At 71.4% G+C, this 15,989-nt stretch carries 18 protein-coding genes and 3 pseudogenes; 13 read left to right on the top strand and 8 right to left on the bottom strand.

Annotated features, from left to right (window positions below):
• The first annotated feature begins 2 nt into the window (after positions 1-2).
• The 7 genes and pseudogenes from GA0070610_RS25390 to GA0070610_RS25360 form a co-directional block, all read left to right on the top strand.
• Entirely contained in the window at positions 3-212 is a 210-nt protein-coding gene (locus tag GA0070610_RS25390; RefSeq protein WP_089003732.1) for an MbtH family protein, read from the top strand.
• Positions 209-952, top strand: a complete 744-nt coding sequence (locus tag GA0070610_RS25385) for a thioesterase II family protein (RefSeq protein ID WP_089002372.1) — start codon at positions 209-211, stop codon at positions 950-952. Before GA0070610_RS25390 ends, GA0070610_RS25385 begins: the two co-directional genes overlap by 4 nt.
• Positions 953-979: 27 nt before the next feature.
• Positions 980-1,969: an ATP-binding cassette domain-containing protein gene (locus GA0070610_RS25380; protein WP_089002371.1), complete on the top strand. Its 990-nt coding sequence runs from the start codon at positions 980-982 to the stop codon at positions 1,967-1,969.
• On the top strand, positions 1,966-2,742 hold the full coding sequence (locus GA0070610_RS25375) for an ABC transporter permease (RefSeq protein ID WP_157747231.1): 777 nt from the start codon (positions 1,966-1,968) through the stop codon (positions 2,740-2,742). Before GA0070610_RS25380 ends, GA0070610_RS25375 begins: the two co-directional genes overlap by 4 nt.
• Positions 2,743-3,110: 368 nt before the next feature.
• Positions 3,111-3,396 (top strand): annotated as a pseudogene (locus GA0070610_RS31815) (transposase); the annotation flags it as partial.
• Positions 3,397-3,960: 564 nt separating this feature from the next.
• Entirely contained in the window at positions 3,961-4,227 is a 267-nt protein-coding gene (locus tag GA0070610_RS25365; protein ID WP_089002369.1) for a helix-turn-helix transcriptional regulator, read from the top strand.
• Between the two features lie 61 nt (positions 4,228-4,288).
• A pseudogene (locus tag GA0070610_RS25360) lies at positions 4,289-4,631 on the top strand (transposase); the annotation flags it as partial.
• Between the two features lie 546 nt (positions 4,632-5,177).
• On the opposite strand, the gene GA0070610_RS25355 reads toward GA0070610_RS25360, so the two are convergent.
• A complete protein-coding gene (locus GA0070610_RS25355) occupies positions 5,178-5,909 on the bottom strand; it encodes an LPXTG cell wall anchor domain-containing protein (RefSeq protein ID WP_089002367.1) in 732 nt (243 codons plus the stop codon).
• Between the two features lie 103 nt (positions 5,910-6,012).
• Positions 6,013-6,222 carry a hypothetical protein gene (locus GA0070610_RS25350; RefSeq protein ID WP_089002366.1) on the bottom strand — a complete coding sequence of 70 codons (210 nt, stop codon included), beginning with the start codon at positions 6,220-6,222 and terminating at the stop codon, positions 6,013-6,015.
• A 129-nt stretch (positions 6,223-6,351) separates the two neighbouring features.
• Between GA0070610_RS25350 and GA0070610_RS25345 the strand changes: the two genes are divergently transcribed.
• Both GA0070610_RS25345 and GA0070610_RS25340 read left to right on the top strand, forming a co-directional pair.
• On the top strand, positions 6,352-6,984 hold the full coding sequence (locus GA0070610_RS25345; protein ID WP_089002365.1) for an ABC transporter ATP-binding protein: 633 nt from the start codon (positions 6,352-6,354) through the stop codon (positions 6,982-6,984).
• A 1-nt stretch (position 6,985) separates the two neighbouring features.
• Positions 6,986-8,521, top strand: coding sequence for a DUF6297 family protein (locus GA0070610_RS25340; protein ID WP_089002364.1), 1,536 nt, complete (start codon positions 6,986-6,988; stop codon positions 8,519-8,521).
• Between the two features lie 139 nt (positions 8,522-8,660).
• Here GA0070610_RS25340 and GA0070610_RS25335 read toward each other — a convergent pair whose 3' ends face one another.
• Together GA0070610_RS25335 and GA0070610_RS25330 are read right to left on the bottom strand one after the other, a co-directional pair.
• Positions 8,661-9,182: a hypothetical protein gene (locus GA0070610_RS25335; RefSeq protein ID WP_089002363.1), complete on the bottom strand. Its 522-nt coding sequence runs from the start codon at positions 9,180-9,182 to the stop codon at positions 8,661-8,663.
• Positions 9,183-9,271: 89 nt separating this feature from the next.
• On the bottom strand, positions 9,272-9,748 hold the full coding sequence (locus GA0070610_RS25330) for a hypothetical protein (RefSeq protein ID WP_089002362.1): 477 nt from the start codon (positions 9,746-9,748) through the stop codon (positions 9,272-9,274).
• A 93-nt stretch (positions 9,749-9,841) separates the two neighbouring features.
• Here GA0070610_RS25330 and GA0070610_RS25325 point away from each other — a divergent pair, with 93 nt between their 5' ends.
• The 3 genes from GA0070610_RS25325 to GA0070610_RS25315 all read left to right on the top strand — a co-directional run bounded on the left by GA0070610_RS25325 (position 9,842) and on the right by GA0070610_RS25315 (position 11,423).
• On the top strand, positions 9,842-10,219 hold the full coding sequence (locus tag GA0070610_RS25325) for a hypothetical protein (RefSeq protein ID WP_089002361.1): 378 nt from the start codon (positions 9,842-9,844) through the stop codon (positions 10,217-10,219).
• A gap of 170 nt (positions 10,220-10,389) precedes the next feature.
• Positions 10,390-10,926, top strand: coding sequence for a DUF4240 domain-containing protein (locus GA0070610_RS25320; RefSeq protein ID WP_089002360.1), 537 nt, complete (start codon positions 10,390-10,392; stop codon positions 10,924-10,926).
• A 92-nt stretch (positions 10,927-11,018) separates the two neighbouring features.
• Positions 11,019-11,423, top strand: a complete 405-nt coding sequence (locus GA0070610_RS25315; protein WP_089002359.1) for a VOC family protein — start codon at positions 11,019-11,021, stop codon at positions 11,421-11,423.
• A 406-nt stretch (positions 11,424-11,829) separates the two neighbouring features.
• On the opposite strand, the pseudogene GA0070610_RS31580 reads toward GA0070610_RS25315, so the two are convergent.
• The 4 genes and pseudogenes from GA0070610_RS31580 to GA0070610_RS25295 form a co-directional block, all read right to left on the bottom strand.
• Positions 11,830-12,279: pseudogene (locus GA0070610_RS31580) on the bottom strand (SRPBCC family protein); the annotation flags it as partial.
• A gap of 151 nt (positions 12,280-12,430) precedes the next feature.
• The gene (locus GA0070610_RS25305; RefSeq protein WP_392567271.1) at positions 12,431-13,723 is read right to left on the bottom strand and encodes an MFS transporter; all 1,293 of its coding nucleotides are present in this window, start codon (positions 13,721-13,723) and stop codon (positions 12,431-12,433) included.
• The gene (locus GA0070610_RS25300; RefSeq protein ID WP_089002357.1) at positions 13,720-14,529 is read right to left on the bottom strand and encodes a winged helix-turn-helix domain-containing protein; all 810 of its coding nucleotides are present in this window, start codon (positions 14,527-14,529) and stop codon (positions 13,720-13,722) included. The genes GA0070610_RS25305 and GA0070610_RS25300 overlap by 4 nt, the downstream gene beginning before the upstream one ends.
• A 184-nt stretch (positions 14,530-14,713) precedes the next feature.
• Positions 14,714-15,331 (bottom strand): pyridoxamine 5'-phosphate oxidase family protein, encoded by a 618-nt coding sequence (locus GA0070610_RS25295; protein ID WP_089002356.1) that lies wholly within the window; start codon positions 15,329-15,331, stop codon positions 14,714-14,716.
• 148 nt (positions 15,332-15,479) lie between these two features.
• Between GA0070610_RS25295 and GA0070610_RS25290 the strand changes: the two genes are divergently transcribed.
• Complete coding sequence (locus tag GA0070610_RS25290; RefSeq protein ID WP_089002355.1) at positions 15,480-15,986, top strand: DUF2231 domain-containing protein; 507 nt, start codon at positions 15,480-15,482, stop codon at positions 15,984-15,986.
• The last annotated feature ends 3 nt before the right edge of the window (positions 15,987-15,989 follow it).

Raw genomic sequence — 15,989 nt, 5'->3', positions numbered from 1 at the left:
AGGTGTTCGACGACGACGGGCGCACCTACCAGGTGGTCATGAACGACGAGGAACAGTATTCGATCTGGCCCGACGACCGCCCGATCCCGGCTGGGTGGACGGCGTCCGGCCCCTCCGGCCCCCGGCAGGAGTGCCTCGACCACATCACCACGGTCTGGACCGACATGCGGCCCCGCAGCCTGCGGCTGCTGATGGAGGCGGACTCGGCATGACCGTCCGAGCCCAATCCACCATCGTCCGGATCGGGGCGGTGAACGACCCGCGGGTCCGGCTGCTGTGCTTTCCACAGGCCGGCGGCGGTACGGCGACCTTCCGGCCGCTCAGCACGGTCCTCCCGCCGAGCGTCGACCTCTGCGCCCTGCGACTGCCGGGCCGGGAGTCCCGCCGACGGGAGACCCCGCTCACGGACATGCACGAAACCGTCGCGGAGGTGATCAAGACTCTGGGCGAGTGGGACGGCGTGCCGCTGGCGTTGCTGGGCTACTGCTCGGGGTCGTTCGTCGCCTACCAGGTGGCGCGCGAGCTGGCCCAGGCGGGTCGTCCGCCGGTCCGGCTCATCGTGCTGGCCTCGCCGGGGCCGAGGGCCGTCGCCCCCGAGCGTCGGATCCACACGCTGGCCGAGCCGGACCTGATCACCTACCTGCGGGACTCCCGCATCACCCCCGAGTCGGTGCTGTCGGACCGGAACCTCTTCGGCATGTTCGAACCGGCCATCCGCGCCGACTTCGCCGTCTACGAGAACTGGGACTACCAGCCCGGTGCGCCACTCGGGATGCCGGTCACGGTCGTCGGCGCCCGGGAGGACGCGTCGGTGGACTTCGCGGACCTCGCGATGTGGCAGGACCACACAAGCAAGGACTTCACCCTGCGGATCATGCCGGGCGGGCACGACTTCCTCGGGTCGGCCTCGGCGCGGCTAGGCGAACTGTTGCTGGCCGAGCTCGACCTCTGACATCCACCAAGGACGAGAGGAACGCACATGGCCGAGATGGCCATCCAGGTACGTGACCTGGTCAAGAGCTACCCGCGGGGCGTCCGGGCCCTCGACGGGCTGAGCTTCGTTGTGCCTGAGGGCACCCTGTTCGGGTTGCTGGGACCCAACGGGGCTGGCAAGTCCACGGCGGTGCGGATCCTCTCGACGCTGGCCCGGGCGGACTCGGGGCAGGCACTCGTCGCCGGGTACGACGTCGTTCGGCAGGCGACCGAGGTGCGTAGGCGGATCGGTCTCGTCGGACAGCGCCTCAGTGCCGTACCCACCGCCACCGTGCGCGAGAACGTGCTCCTCCAGGGCCGGATGTTCGGCCTCAAGGGCCGGGCGCTGGCGACCCGGACCGACGAGGTGCTCTCGATGCTGGCGCTCTCGGACGTCGCCGGCCGGCAGGCGGGCTTCTGCTCCGGTGGCATGAAGCGTCGGGTCGACATCGCCATGGGGATCGTGCACCGCCCCCGGGTCCTCTATCTCGACGAGCCGACGACCGGCCTCGACCCGGACATCCGCGTGCAGCTCTGGAGCGACCTCACCGCGTTGGTCCGGCAGGAGGGGATCACGATCCTGCTGACCACCCACTACCTCGAAGAGGCCGACGCCCTGGCGAACGACATCGCCATCATCGACAGCGGCCGGATCGTGACGACGGGCAGCCCGGAGACGCTGAAGCAGAAGCTGCGGGGGGACACCCTGCAGGTCGAGTTCGAGTCGGACCAGTCCGAGGAAGCGATCCGCGGCGCGTTGGCGGGGCTCGACGGTCTGGACGAGATCCGCGTCGACGGACGCCGGCTGCACGCACGGGCGCCGATCGGCGGGGCGGCGGTTCCGGTCGTCCTCGCGCGGCTCGGCCAGGAAGCCATGGCGGTACGGTCGGTCAGCGTGTCCCAGCCGACCCTGGATGACGTGTACCTGGCGTACACGGGACGCAGATTCGCTACCCAGGCGGATGCCGGGGCAAGCGCCGGAGGGCAGTCATCGTGAGTGAGCTCGTCGGACAGTCCGCCTACATCGCGCGTCGGCACATCCTGCACACGTTCCGTCAGCCCTGGCTCATCGCGATCAACCTCGTCCAGCCGTTCCTGTGGTTGCTGCTGTTCAGCGGGACCTTCCGCCGTATCGCCGACATCCCCGGATTTGGCTCCGACAACTACGCCCAGTTCTTCCTGCCGGGGCTCATCGTGATGACGGTCCTGCTCGCGAGTGGCTGGAACGGTCTGTCCCTGCTGGCGGACATGGAGCGGGGGACCCTTGACCGGCTGCTGGCGTCCCCGGTGCGCCCGATCGCCCTGATCATCGGTCCGCTGGTGCAGCAGGTGGTCAACGCGGTGATCCCGACGGCCATCCTGCTCGTGGTGGGCTACGGGCTCGGGGTGCGATTCCACGGGGGCGTGCTCGGAGTTGTCGTCATGATCCTCGCGCTCGCGGGGGTCGCCTGCGCGCTCGCCGCACTGTCGAGCACCGTCGCGCTGATCGTGGGGCGGGAGGAGTCCCTGATCGCGATGGTCAACTTCATCGTGATGCCCCTGACGTTCCTCTCCAGTGCCTTCATGCCCAAGGACCTGGTGCCGGGATGGGTTGCCGCGGCGATCGCCGCGAACCCGGTCAACTGGGCGGTGGAACTGTGTCGCGACTCGTTCAACGACAGTCTGGAGCTGGGGAGGGTCCTGACGGGCCTGGGCCTGCTGGCCGGGTTGGCGGCGGTGTCCATGGCGACGACCGGCGTGGCGTTGGCCCGACATCGTCGGCGTTCCTGAACGGTGCCGGTGCTCTGCCGCTGGGTCTTGGCGGCGGTCACACCGACCGCCGCGCACCTGAAGGAAGGCCTCGGGCGGCAGGGGATGGTTGGGCGAGGCGGGGTGGACCGACCGTGAGGGCGTGTCGCCGAATCGTGCGCGCCGCCGAGTCCGCCCGGGCGCGAACACCACCGAGCTGATGCCGGACAGCAGACCGGGCGAGGCGCGGCGTTGTCGGCGTCTTGCCGCCAGTTCCCGCCGTCGGTGCTCCGGGCCTTGTCCGACTTGATGTTTCGCCTTGGCGGCTGGTCGGTGACCCGGCTGATCATGGTGACAGTTGGTCGATCGTTCTTCCTGTCGGGAGAGACGGATGCGGCGAGGGCCAGGCCATCACGGTCCCTGGCTGGCCGTACTCGACGGTCGTGGCGTTGGAGTCGGGCCGTGTCTGGTGGACTGCGCCGCTGATGCGGTGCGGTTGGTGCCTGGTCACGACGCGGCGGCGGTCACCGCCGGGCAGCTGCGGGACATCGTGGGACGGCCGGTCGCGGCCGGCCGGTGGCAGGCCGGCGATCCGAACATCCTGGTGGTGGCTGACGCCCACGACGCGCCCGGTTGGCGTTCCTCCTGCGTGATCTGCCCGTGCAGATCCTCGCGCGGATGCGCTCGGACCGAGTCCGGCACGACGAAAACGATACCGAAGCCGTCCCGCACGCCCCGGCCACGCCGAACGGGTTGAAGATCAAGTTAGGGGATTGGCGATCATCCGCTCGTCGGGGCCGCCCCTGGCCGAACGGGCCGAACGGACCGACGAGTGGACCGCGTAGGTCGGGTGCCTGTCCGAGCCCGCCCCTCCTCGCGCGGCTCGTGGGGTCGCTATCGATCGGCGACAGCCAGGCAAAGACGCCCTAATCAACGCATCGCATCTAGTTGGTAGATAACGACCGCTCCTCTGTCGGATTTGCCCGAGGCTCGACTCCGGTGTCGGCGAGGGTTCCGGAACAAAATGATCATAATCGGACTAGGCCAGTGTTCTGTGTCACGGGCACCCCCGCAAGATGTTCAACATTTCGCTAGTCGTTCGCACTTTGAGTAACCGTGTGGTTGCTTTTTCCGGCAGGTCTTTGCCATTTTGTAACAACGCCTACCTGGTGCCCCTCTGGCAGGATGGGGGTCGCGCGGTCGGCCTCGTTGTTGAAGTCCGCGCCTGCCTCGTGGTGACTGCTGGATAAGGAAGTTGGGATGACAAAGAGTAAGCTTGACGGGGCTATTCGTGATCGCGATGGCGGTGAATCCTTCCCCCTGAAGCCAATCCCTCCGCACCTAAACGTAATTGTCGCGGCCCTGCTCAGCGGGGCAACGGACGTTGCTGCCAGCCATCAGTTGAATTGTTCGCCGAGGACTTTCAGCCGGCGAGTTGGTGAACTGTTGGAATATCTCGGAGTCGAAACCAGGTTCCAGGCGGGCGTCAAGTTGGCTATGCCGGAAAGTGGCCCGCTGGACCGTTGAGTCGCAGTCCGCGGATTCGGCGGTGCGGATCCTGAACTGGAGTCGACCATTACCGGAGTGCTCGGTGCCCGGCGCCGGCGTCAGGCCCGCAGCCCGGATCCTGCGTGAAGTCGGGCGACGGCACCACCTTGCCGACACCAGGCCACCTCGCCGCCTACGCCGGCCTCGCAACGGTCACCCCACGATCCGGCGGCGGCATCTGCGACTGGCACCCGCCCCGAGGCGGCAACAAACAGCTCAGCCGCGCGCTCTTCCTCGCCGCATTCGCCGACTCCATCAGGAGGGTCTGCTGCGACCGCAAGAGAGAGCCGAAGGCAAACGGCCGCAACGCCGCCCCCGTCCGCCTCGCCCGACGCCGCTGCGACGTCCTCTGCGCCTTGCTCCGGGACAATATTTCCTATTGACCACGCCGAACCATCCTGTCACCGCTTGACGAAATCCATAGGGGCGGCGCGCCGGTCAGACGCGAGCACTACCTGAGGTCGTATGGGCGATTGGCTGGCGGCGGGCGACTGCTGGGAAAGCCCTCTGCGGGGCCCTGCGGGCGTCGGTGGCGACGGTATCCGAATTGGGTGCGGGACAGGGCCGCGCGGACGTCCCGGCAACAGTATCGGTGCCCCCGAAAAACCCTGTCAAGTTCGACTGCCATTGTCGAGCGTCGATGAATCGAAGATGGGGTCCATGCAATTCAACGGCGGATTTCAGCGACCAATGACAACTCCGGACCGTGACATCCGGTAAGCGTAGGTCGGCGGTTCGGCTCCGTCAGCGGTGAAGAAGCCCAGCTCAACGACCTGGGACTCGCCGTTCCCGAGGTCGATCACCCCGCCGCCGGTGGTGCCAGTCCCCAAGGTGGTCCGCACCCGCGCAGCGACCGCGACGAACCGCGCAGCGCACGGCGCCGATCGCGCCCAGCCCGACGGAGCGTCGAGCCGGGCGCGTCGAGCGGGCTATGCCACGAAGCGGGAACGGCGTCGGCGTCCGATCAGGTAGCCAGCGCCGCCGAGGAGCAGAAGCGCACCGCCGATGCCGGCCACGGTCCCGGTGCCGTCACCGGTGACGGGCAGCCCGCCGCCGTCGCCGCCGCCGGGGGCGCCCAGGCTGGCGGAGGAAGCAGGAGTCGGTGCAATGGTCGTCGCGGGGCTGGGCGTGGTGCTCGGTGCAGGCGTGGGCTGAGACGTTGCCGTCGGCGTGGGCTGAGACGCGCAGTCGAGCGCCCGTGCGGCGTACAGGCCGTTGTTCAGGTAAGCCAGGTACACATCGACGGTCCCCTCATCAAGCGCCTTCTGCGCGGCCGCCTTCACGTTGACACCAGCGCCCGTCAACGTCCGGACCACCGTGACCCTCAGCGCCGTTGACCAGGCCTTCCGCACGTCCGCCTTGAGGAATGCGCGCAGATCATCCGCGGTGCCGTCCAGGCGCTCCTGAATGGCGTCAGGCAGAACGGGCAACGAGTCGGCCTTCGCCGCGGCCAGGATCTGGTTGGCCAACACGCGCACCTCCACATCGGTGGCGGAATCCAGGTCGATGGTGACAAGTTCGCGGATGTCCTTGTACACCTTGCGCTCGACCGTTTGGCAGGCCTCGTTCAGCACGGGCGGTTCGGTTTGAGCCGTCGCCGGCGCCGCCGGAACCAGGAAGGCCAGCGCCATTAGGACGCCGGCCGGTAGCTTCCATCGCATGTGAATCTTCTTCCCCGTTGCAGGTCAAAACGTGGCGATGCTACCCGTCGTCCACGCCAAATCGTTGCCCCGTCCGTGACCGGCCTCGCGTCGAGGCCACGGATCAGGGGTCAGCGGTCCGCATCCGGTCCACAAAAGGCCGGCGGACATTGCGGCTCGCGACCAGGTGGGTCGGGGCGTCGAACCGCTCGGCGGCGGCGAGGGTGTGGCCACGGTCGAGCGACCGCGGGGACAGGACAGCACGGGTGAGTCGGGCGGTGATCCTTGCGAGGGGCCAGGTGCCGTCGATGCCGGGCGACACGATGCCGCGCATCCCATATTCGCCCTCCACGGGCTTCCCGGCGCGCGCTTCCGGCTGCCGCCGAATTCCTGTCACCATGTCCGGTGAAAGCGATACGACTTCTACGGCGGAATGCGGAGTCCTGATCTTGAGATTGCTGCGATGACCTCGGCCGTCGACGTCCGGCAGGTGACTGTCACCTACGGCTCGACGCTGGTGCTGGACGGTATCGACCTGCGGGTTCCCGAGGGCGCCGCCGTCGCGCTCGTCGGTGAGAACGGCGCCGGCAAGTCCACCCTGCTGCGCTGCATCACCGGCCTTCAGGAGCCGTCCGCCGGCGACATCTCCGTCTTCGAGGCGGTGCCCGGACGCGGCGCGGACTTCTGGCGGCAGGTCGCCACCACGGTGGAGTCGCCCAGTTGGTACCAGGGCCTGACCGTGCGCGAGCATCTCGACCTGGTCCGGGTGGTCAACGGCGGCGACCCTGGCGACGGGCACATCGACGAACTCTGCACCACCCTCGGCCTGACCGGGCTCTGCGACAGCCTGCCCATCACGCTCTCCTCCGGCCAGCGCCAGCGTTTCCTGCTCGCCGCGACCCTCGTACGGCCCAGCCGGCTGCTCGTCCTCGACGAGCCCGAGCAGCGTCTCGACACTCGGATCAAGCGTGCGATCGCGGCGCACCTGCGGTCGTACGTGAGGGCCGGCGGCACGCTGATCATGGCGAGCCACGACGACGGGTTCCGGGTCGGCGTCGGCGCGGACGAGATCGTGCTCACCCGCCCGGAGAGCTGAGGTGACCGCAATCGAGGCCCCGGCCCGGCGGGGCGTCCCCGCCGCCGTCGATGCCCGCCGCTGGATTCGCCGCCGCCGCATCGCCGTCGAGGGCCGCGCCGACATCGGCACGGTCTACGCGGCGACCCTCGCTCTACTGATGGCCGTCGCGCTCCTCGGACAGCCGTTGGTCCGCGTCGTCTGGCCGCCGGACGCGCCCGACGGGGACCCGGCGCTGACTCCGTTCCTCGGGGCCGTGGCCGTCTCCGCCGCGTTCGTCGTCGTACTGCGTCAGCTCGGTCCGCTGTCAGTCAGCCGTAGCGACGCCACCTGGCTGCTGCCGGCTCCGCTTCCCCGGCGCACCCTGCTCGCACCGGCGCTCACTCTGACCACCGTCGCCGCGCTTGTCGTCGGCGCCGTCACCGGTATCGCCGTGACCGGGCACGTCGCCGCCCGCCCGGCCGGGCTCCTGGTGCTGGGGGCCGGCGCCATCACCGGCGCGGCGGCCGCGGTTCTCGCGACGCTGCTCGCGCTCGCCTGCCAGCGACGGCCCTCCCTCGCCCGGCTCGCTGACGGCATCGGCATCGCGATCGGCGCGGGCTGCCTCGTCCTGGCCGCCGCGCTGCGCACCACCGGCGACCACCGCCTGCCCTCCCCGCTCATACCGCCCGTGGCAGTGCTCGCCACCGGCGCCGCCGCCCTGGCCGTCGGGCTGATCGCGATCGTGCTGACCTGGCGGGCGCTGGAGAACTGGCCGACCGCGCCGATCGCCGAGGCGTCGATCAACGCGGGCGCGTACGCCGACGTCGTCTACGCGGTCGAACCGTCCTACCTGACCGAGATGAGCGCCCGCCGCTTCTGGCGCAGCCGCACCCGGATACGGACGACGCGCCTCCTGACCGCCCGCCGGGTCCCGCCGCTCATCGCCCAGGATCTGATCATCCTGCGACGCAAGGCCGCGCGGCTCTGGTGGCCGTTGGGTGCGGCCGCCGTCCCGGTCTACCTCGCGAATGGCCCCGCCTGGCTCCTTCTCGGCGTGGTCCTGATCGGCGCGCTCGCCGCCGCCGGCCTCACCGCGGAGTCCACCCACGGCGACGCCTCGAACCCGGCGATGCTGCGGCTGCTCGGCGTCACGGGCCGCCAGATGACCGCTCAGCGGCTCGTGGTCCCCGCTGTCGTCGCCGGCGTGTGGCTCACCGTCACCCTGGCCGCGCTGCAGGCCGCCGGCTCGCTCGCCGGACCGTGGTGGGCGCTCGGTCTGCTGGCCGGCCCGGCCGTCGCGGTGGGCGCCTTCCAACGGGCGAAGGCGAGCGCCGCCTCGATCGGCACCATCCTGGTCGACACGCCGCTCGGGGCGTTCCCAGCCGGCATGCTGCTGTGGCTCCTCAACGGCATCGACGTCCTGGCCGTCCTGACTCTGCCGGTCTCGGCCGGCCTGGTGACGCTGCAGGCGCCAGAGGCGCTCGGCTGGCATTGGCTGCTCGCGCAGGCGGTCGTCTCGGCGCTGGGGTGTGCCCTGCTGGTGCGGACATCCGGCGCTGCCGCTGGTTCACTCTGACCGCTGATATCGGTGCGGGACGTACCGACCGGAGGGCATCCTTGCCCGATACCAGGTCACCGGCTCGATCGCCGGTCATGAGCCGGGCCTTCTGCCTGCCGTCGGCCCACCGGGCGGCAGCCGAAGCCTCGTCGCCGTCTCAGGTGGCGTCGCCTCGGGGCGAACCCACCGCCGTGAGGAGGCACTGCGCCATGCCGATCGCCTGCAGCAGCGACATCACGGGTGCCCTGACGTCCAACGCCAGGTCGGCTGAGCGCATCGACAGCGCGCTGCTCGTGGTCACCAGCGTGGCGACGAGGTTGCCGGAGTCGTCGGCGATGGTGAAGTCCCGGGCGCTCCAGTTGCCTCCGGTCGTCAGTGCCCGGCCGTCCGCCAGGGTCACCGCGCCGCGTCTTCGACCCGAGTAGTCGATCATGAAATCCAGGATGAACTCGGACTGCGGCCCGACCAGCCGGTAGTGGTCGTTGGCGAAGCTGGTGGCGGCGCCGGTGGCCAGCACGGTGGCGGCGGTGGCGTCGCGGATCTCGAACCGTCGCCGCTTGGAGACGAACCGGCGACGGATGACGGCGACCGGGGTCCCGTCGCGCGAGGTGACGGTGACGGTACGCCTGAGCGGGGACGTCAGGGGCAGCAGGAGCAGGCCGGTGAAGGTGGGGTGCACCGCGCCATTGTCGTCGGCTGTGGAGATTTCGCCTCCCGCCTGCGGAGAAAGTATCCGACCGGGTACGGGCGGCCCTCGGTCGGACCCCGTCACCGCCGGGACGGGCTCGGGCGGCCGCACCAGGCACGGGCCGGCGCCGTACGGACCAGCAGCCCGCTGACCAGCAGCGCCAGCACCGCCAGCACCGCGCCCGCTGTGGCGGCGATGAAGGCCGGGTCGATCGGGGGCGTGACGAGGGAGCCGAGGCGCGGTCCGAAGAGCAGCATGATGCCGAGCCCGACCGGGAACGCGGCGGCGACCGGAGCGGCGAAGCGGTGCACCACCCACCACGCCGTCGGGCTGCCGCGCCAGAGCCCCCGGAGCACGGCTGCTGCCACCACCGTGCAACAGACCATGGTGAGCCAGTTTCCCGTGCCCCCGACGTCGGCGAGCAGCACGGTGTTCACGGCGACCGTGTACGCCAACCAGAACGCGAGCAGCAGGATGCTCGCGACGATGCTGGACGGCCGAGGCGACGGCTCGCGCCCCATGGTCGGCGGGCCGGGGCCCAGCGGCTCGTCGGTCATCGCCGGATCCTACGGGTGCCGTCTCCTTCGCACGGAAGTGCCGCTGGCGGCGTCCGCGAGCCCGGCGCCGGGGCCGTGTCGTACGGTCGGTCCATGTCCGCCCCCGATGACGTCCTGGCCGCCCTCCGCGACTTCGTCGCCCGCGTCGACGCGCTCGATCCGGCCGCCCCGCCGCGGGGTGAGCTGGTCGTCGGCCTGCGCGGCGTCGAGTCGAGACTGGCGCTCAGCGCCCCGGTCGCCCGCGCCCTGGTGGAGGCGCTGCGGGCGTACCACGATCCGCGCGACCGGGGCCGCTGCGACCACTGCGGCGGCGGGCGACTGGACGACAACTTCCTGTGCGGCGACTGCGGCGGGCCCAGCGGGCTGTTCGGGCAGTTGATCTCCGAGCGGGCCGCCCGGCACACGGAGCAGGGTGCGGTCCCGGCGGCACCCGCCGCGGGCGGCCGGCACGCCCGGCACGACGGTCGCTGACGCCTGTCGCACCCGGGCCCGGCAACCTGTTCCGGATCATCCGGGAGCTGACCGCGCAGACCGTGCGTTGACGCGACCCCGCCGCCTGCGGTGCGGAGACCGGAGCCGGGAGCTGCGGGTACGTGGGCGACCCCCGATTTCCTGTCGGTCGTGGTCGCTACCCTCCCGGCGTGACTGATCCGGTGAATGGCACACGGGTGCCGAGCGTGGAGGACGAGGCCAGGTTCTGGGCCCTCGTCGAGGCGGCCTGGGAGCGGCTCGGCGACGAGCCCGCGGCGCTCCGGCGGGCGCTGCTCACGCGGGACCCCGAGGCCGGCGACGAGGGTCTCTACGCCATCGACGCCTGGCTCGACCGGTTCCTCGACAACCTCCGCCAGCTCACGGCCGACCTGTCCAGCCGGGAGCTGACCGACCTGGACCGGGTGGTCGAGCGCAAGCTGCACGACATCGACCGGGCCGACGTGCACGAGGTGACCGACGGCTCCGACGACGGGTTCCTCTACTGCCGGGGGCACGTCGTCGCGCTCGGGCGCGGGTTCTACGAGGCGGTGAGCGCCGATCCCCGGGTCGCCGTGCCCGACGGCGAGTGCGAGGCCATGTGCTACTTCTTCGCCCACCTGCACAGGGAGCGGTTCGGCGGATGGCCGGAGACCGGCTCGGGCATCTCCCGGGAGTCCTGCACCAACGCGGCCGGCTGGCACGCCTGACACCCGCGCCACCCCCGGGCGGGATCCACGACATTCGCCCGGCGACATACACACTGAACGTACGCAGCCGTCAACTCCGTGGAGGCAGCCTCATGCCGTACGCACCCGTCGTCGTCGCCCTGCCGATCGCCGACCGCCCGACCTCGTTCCGCTTCTACTCCGAGGGGCTCGGCCTGCAGGCCGTCGGCGAGCCGGCCGACGACGGCGTCCCCGAGCCCCTGCAGTACGCGCTCAACGACGGCCTGCGCGTCATGCTGGTGCCCACCGGCGGCTTCGGCTGGGTCATCGGCGACCACGAGGTGGCCCGGCGCGGGCAGAGCGAGTGCGTCGTCAGCCTCCCCGCCGCGACGCCGGCCGAGGTCGACGAGCTGGTCGGGCGGGCGCGGGCGGCCGGCGCGCAGATCGTCGTGGAGCCGGGCCAGCAGCCGTGGGGCTACACGGGCACCTTCGCCGATCCGGACGGTCACCTCTGGACGGTGCTCGCCGAGGCGCACTGACGCCGCCCGCGAGGCGCCGCCCGGCCGGGCCTCTACCCGGACGGCGGCGTGCCTCCGGACGCCACGACCGGACGGCCCGGGTCGTGTGGACCCGGGCCGTCCGGTGACAGGGGCAGGCTTACGGAGGAGATCAGAGGGGGCGGTGCGGGTAGCCGGCGGTGCCCGGCTCCGGGACGACCTCGACCTCGGTCACCAAGTACTCCGTGTCGGTCGTCGTGGTGGTGGCCGGCCGGTCGTCGGTGTCGGCGTCGGAACGGCGCTTCGCCGCCGCGGCGGCTCCGGCCGCTGCCACCCCGGCCACGGCGGCGCCCGCCGCCACGGCCTTGCCGGACACCCCGGCGCTGCCGTTGTCGCCGCGGGTAGCGGCGGCGTGCTCGACGCCCGGGGTGCCGACACCGACACCGTTGTCGACCGTGCCGCGCCAGGCGCCGGTCTCGACGCCCCGCTCCTCGATGTACGTCTTGAACTTCCGCAGGTCGGATTCGGCCTGCCGCTCGATGATGTTGAGCTTGTCGCCGGCCTTCTCGATCAGGCCCTCGGGCTCGTACTCCAGGTGCAGCCGCACCACGGTGCGGTCGGCGTCGACGGGCTGGAAGTAGACCGCGCCGGCGTTGGTCACGCCCTCGGTGGCCGCCCAGGCCACCTTCTGGTCGGGCACCTGCTCCAGGACCTTGGCGTCCCACTCGCGCTGGACGCCACCGATCTCGGCGACCCAGTGCATCCGCCGGTCGTCGAGCTGGCGGACCTCACGCACGCCCCCCATGAACCGGGGGAACTCCTCGAACTGCGTCCACTGGTTGTAGGCGGTGCTGACCGGAACCTGTACTTCGATGGACTTCTCGACCTTCGTGGTCACGGGTAATCCTCCTCGTCAGGTCGAACCGCTCTCGTTCGGTGGGGAGAGCCGTCCTCGTCGAACAAACTCCTACCCCTGCCGAGGACGCTCAACCACCCGACCTGCCGAGACACCACATCGGAGGGCCGCGGCGCGCCCCCGGCCCGGCCGGTCAGGCGGCCTGTTCGGGGAGCCCGCTCAGTCGGCGGACCGGCGAGAAGGCCACCCACAGCACCCCCGCGAGCGCACCCGTCGTCGCGATCCAGAGCGCCGGCCGTACGCCGAGGGCGGTCCCGAGCGCGCCGCCGAGCAGCGCGCCGATCGGCCGGATGCCGTAGTTGACCGTGCGCCGGGCCCCGGTCACCCGCGCCAGCAGCGCCGGCGGGGTGAGCGCGGTCTGCACCGAGCCGCCCACGATGTCGAGCATCATCACCCCGGCGGCGGAGAGGAACTCAGCGGCGAAGAGCATCCCGAGCACCAGCGGGCCCGGTCCGCTGGCCAGCGGAACGAGCAGCAGGGGAGCGGGGAAGAGGACGAACGAGGCGACCAGCGCCGGGCCGACCCCGAAGCTGCGGGCCAGCCGGCCGGTGGCGGTCGCGCCGACCAGTCCGCCGACCGCGCCCGCGCCGAGCACCGCGCCCAGCAGGCCGGGCGCGAGGTGGAGTTCCTGCGTCGCGTAGAGCACGAAGAGCGCGATGAACATGAAGTTGAACAGGTTGACGGTGGTGGTGCCGAGCAGGATCGCGCGCATCATGGGCGTCCGCGCGATGAACCGCAGCCCGGCGCCGAGGGCCAGGCCGCCGCCGCGCGCGGGCGCCGGCTCCGTCGGCCGGATCCGCCCCAGGAAGTACGCGGACACGACGTACGACAGCGCGTCGGCGACCAGGGCGAACGGGGCGGTGAGCACCTGAACGAGGATGCCGCCGACGCTGGGCCCGGCCACCTGTGACATCGCGCGGCTGCCGTTGACCAGGGTGTTCGCCGCCACGTAGTCGGGTCGGGCCACGATGGACACGAAGAGCGGCCCCCGGGCGACCTCGAAGAACACGGCGAGCGTGCCGACGGCGAAGGCCGCCGCGTAGAGCTGTGCCATCGTGAGTACGCCGAGCAGGTGGGCGACCGGCACCGCGATCAGCAGCAGCGCGCGGCCGAGGTCGGTGAGGATCATGACCCGGCGCTTGTGCGGGAGCCGGTCCACCCAGGCGCCGGCGAGCAGCGGGAAGAGCAGGTTCGGGGCGAGCGCGGCGGCGGTCAGGTAGCCCATCTCGGCCGGGGACGCGCCGAACACCAGCACGGCCAGCAGCGGCAGGGCCAGGGTGGAGATCTCGTCGCCGAAGTACGACACGGTCTGCGCCGACCAGTACCGGCGGAACACCCGCTCGCGCAGCAGCCGGGGCAGCGGGCCGCGCCGCGCGGGACCGCCGGGCGGGGCGGCAACCGGAATGCCGGTTGCCTGACCGCTCACCGGTCGCCCTTCTGCTTGCCGGGGTCGCGGGCAACCGGTCCGCTGACCGGAAGCTCCCCGTCGCAGCCGCTGACGGCGCCGGCGGTGGCCGCGTCGGCGTGGTCGGCGGTCGGACCGGCTCCGGCGCCGGCGGTGGCCGTGTTGGCGTTGGGCGGGCTGGCTCCGGGGGCGGTCGCGTTGGCGCTGGCGGCAGCGGTAGGGGCGGTCGGGCCGGTGGTGTCGGCGAGGGCATCGGTGGGTGGTGGTTCGGTGAGGACGGCCAGCTGCACGAGGGTGACCTTCCGGCTTTCGGCCGGTCGCTTCGTCGGGTCGGTGACCCGGTCGTCGTACTCGGCGAGCAGGGCCTCGATGCGCTGGGTCAGCCGGCCCATCTCGTCGGCGGTCACGTACAGCGGCCGGTCGGTGAACCCGGTGACCGCCCGCCAGGCCACCGGCTCGTCGGCCCGCCGGGCGAGGAACTCCTCGGCGCGGTGGGTGTAGAGGGCGAGCTGCGTCGCGCTCAGGGCGTTGGTGGCGGCAACTACCTGCGGGTCGTCGGAGTCGTCGTCCCAGGAGGTGTTGTGCGCGGTGGCCCGCCAGGGCCGCTCCCGGGCGTCGGCGCCGGGCACCCGCTCGGCGAGCCCGTACTTGGCGAGCTGCCGGAGGTGGAACGAGCAGTTCGGCACGCTTGCGCCGAGCCGCTCGGCGGTCTGGGTGGCGGTCAGCGGGCCGTGCTGGCGCAGCAGCCCGATGATGGCCATCCGCAGCGGATGCGCGTAGCCGCGCAGGGCCTTGGGGTCGGAGAGCTTCACCTCGGGCAGCGACATACGCTAAAGCTATCTTTATAAAGATAGCTTCAGCAATGCTGCAGGGCGCATCGCGAAGGATGACGCCTGCGCCACCCACCCCGCGCGACGCCGTCCCGAAGGCATCAGCCAGAGGTGATCAGGGCGCCATGGACGTAAAAAGCGTCCGGTAGCGGCAGGCCTCGGGGCGGGGAAGGGGGCGGCGTCAGCTGTAGATGGTGGTGGCGTATCGCGGGCCGTAGTGGCGTTCCAGGTCGGCCAGGCTCTCCGCCGGGTTCTCGACCTCCTTGACCAGCCGGGCCCGGGACGGCAGCGCGTCCGGCTGCCAGCTCTTCGGCTGCCACAGCTCGGAGCGCAGCAACGCCTTCGCGCAGTGGTAGAAGATCTGCTCGATCTCCACCACCAGAGCGAGGACCGGCCGGTGCCCCTCGACCACCATGTCGTCGAACCACGGGGCGTCGCGCACCAACCGGGCCCGGCCGTTGATCCGCAGCGTGTCGGTGCGCCCGGGGATCAGGAAGATCAACCCGACGTGCGGGTTGTCCAGGATGTTGCGGTAACCGTCGGCCCGCCGGTTGCCGGGCCGCTCCGGGACGGCGATGGTCCGCTCGTCCAGCACCAGCGCGAAGCCGGGCGGGTCGCCCTTCGGCGAGACGTCGCAACTGCCGTCCGCGCCCGCCGTCGCCACCAGGCAGAACGGTGACGCGGCCAGCCAGTCCCGGTCCCGTTGGTGCAGGACGGGCCGCTCCTTGGCCAGCGCCCGCGGCGTCGGCGCCCCCAGCAGCTCGCGCAGTTCCTCGTGCGAGGTGATCTCCACCGTCACGTGATCCTCCCCCGTGCGTTGACCCCGGTGGCGGCCTGCCCGCCGTCAGTTCAGCCTAGGAGGGCGCGACGAGCGCCAGGTTTGTCACTCCGAGGTGGGGGTACCGCCTCACCCGACCCGCCCGGAGAGACCGAGCAGTGGAGGCCCGATGGAGAGCCGACTCAAGGTGCTGGGCCACCCCGTCCACCCGATGCTCGTCATGTTCCCCGTCGGCCTGCTGGTCACCGCGGTGCTGTTCGACCTGGTGGACACCGTCGGCGGGCCGGACTTCCTCGGCGAGGTCGCGTACTGGAACATCACCGTCGGCCTGGTCGGCGGCCTGTTGGCCGCGGCGGCCGGGACGTTCGACCTGCTGGCCATCCCGCCGAACACCCGCGCGAAGCGGGTGGCGCTGACCCACGCCGCCGCCAACGTGGCGGTGATCCTGCTCTTCGCCGCGATCTGGGTGGTCCGGCTCAACGCCGACTCCCGGGGCGCCGGCGGCGCGCTGATCGCCATCGAGGTGGTCGCCCTGGCCATCCTCGGCGTCAGCGCCTGGCTCGGCGGCGAACTCGTCGACCGGCTCGGCGTCGGCGTGGACCGGGAGGCCGGCCTGGACGCCCCCAGCTCACTGCGGCCCCCGGCGGCCACCCAGCGGATCGGAGAGGCGCGATGAGCG

The organism is Micromonospora echinofusca (genome assembly GCF_900091445.1).
GTDB classification, from domain to species: Bacteria; Actinomycetota; Actinomycetes; order Mycobacteriales; family Micromonosporaceae; genus Micromonospora; species Micromonospora echinofusca.
This window is presented reverse-complemented; position numbering and strand designations above follow the sequence as displayed.

Coding starts and splice junctions, on each gene's coding strand:
- GA0070610_RS25385 (WP_089002372.1), top strand. CDS start 209: ATGACCGTCCGAGCCCAATCCACCATCGTCCGGATCGGGGCGGTGAAC.
- GA0070610_RS25380 (WP_089002371.1), top strand. CDS start 980: ATGGCCGAGATGGCCATCCAGGTACGTGACCTGGTCAAGAGCTACCCG.
- GA0070610_RS25365 (WP_089002369.1), top strand. CDS start 3,961: ATGACAAAGAGTAAGCTTGACGGGGCTATTCGTGATCGCGATGGCGGT.
- GA0070610_RS25355 (WP_089002367.1), bottom strand. CDS start 5,909: ATGCGATGGAAGCTACCGGCCGGCGTCCTAATGGCGCTGGCCTTCCTG.
- GA0070610_RS25350 (WP_089002366.1), bottom strand. CDS start 6,222: ATGCGCGGCATCGTGTCGCCCGGCATCGACGGCACCTGGCCCCTCGCA.
- GA0070610_RS25345 (WP_089002365.1), top strand. CDS start 6,352: ATGACCTCGGCCGTCGACGTCCGGCAGGTGACTGTCACCTACGGCTCG.
- GA0070610_RS25330 (WP_089002362.1), bottom strand. CDS start 9,748: ATGACCGACGAGCCGCTGGGCCCCGGCCCGCCGACCATGGGGCGCGAG.
- GA0070610_RS25325 (WP_089002361.1), top strand. CDS start 9,842: ATGTCCGCCCCCGATGACGTCCTGGCCGCCCTCCGCGACTTCGTCGCC.
- GA0070610_RS25315 (WP_089002359.1), top strand. CDS start 11,019: ATGCCGTACGCACCCGTCGTCGTCGCCCTGCCGATCGCCGACCGCCCG.
- GA0070610_RS25300 (WP_089002357.1), bottom strand. CDS start 14,529: ATGTCGCTGCCCGAGGTGAAGCTCTCCGACCCCAAGGCCCTGCGCGGC.
- GA0070610_RS25290 (WP_089002355.1), top strand. CDS start 15,480: ATGGAGAGCCGACTCAAGGTGCTGGGCCACCCCGTCCACCCGATGCTC.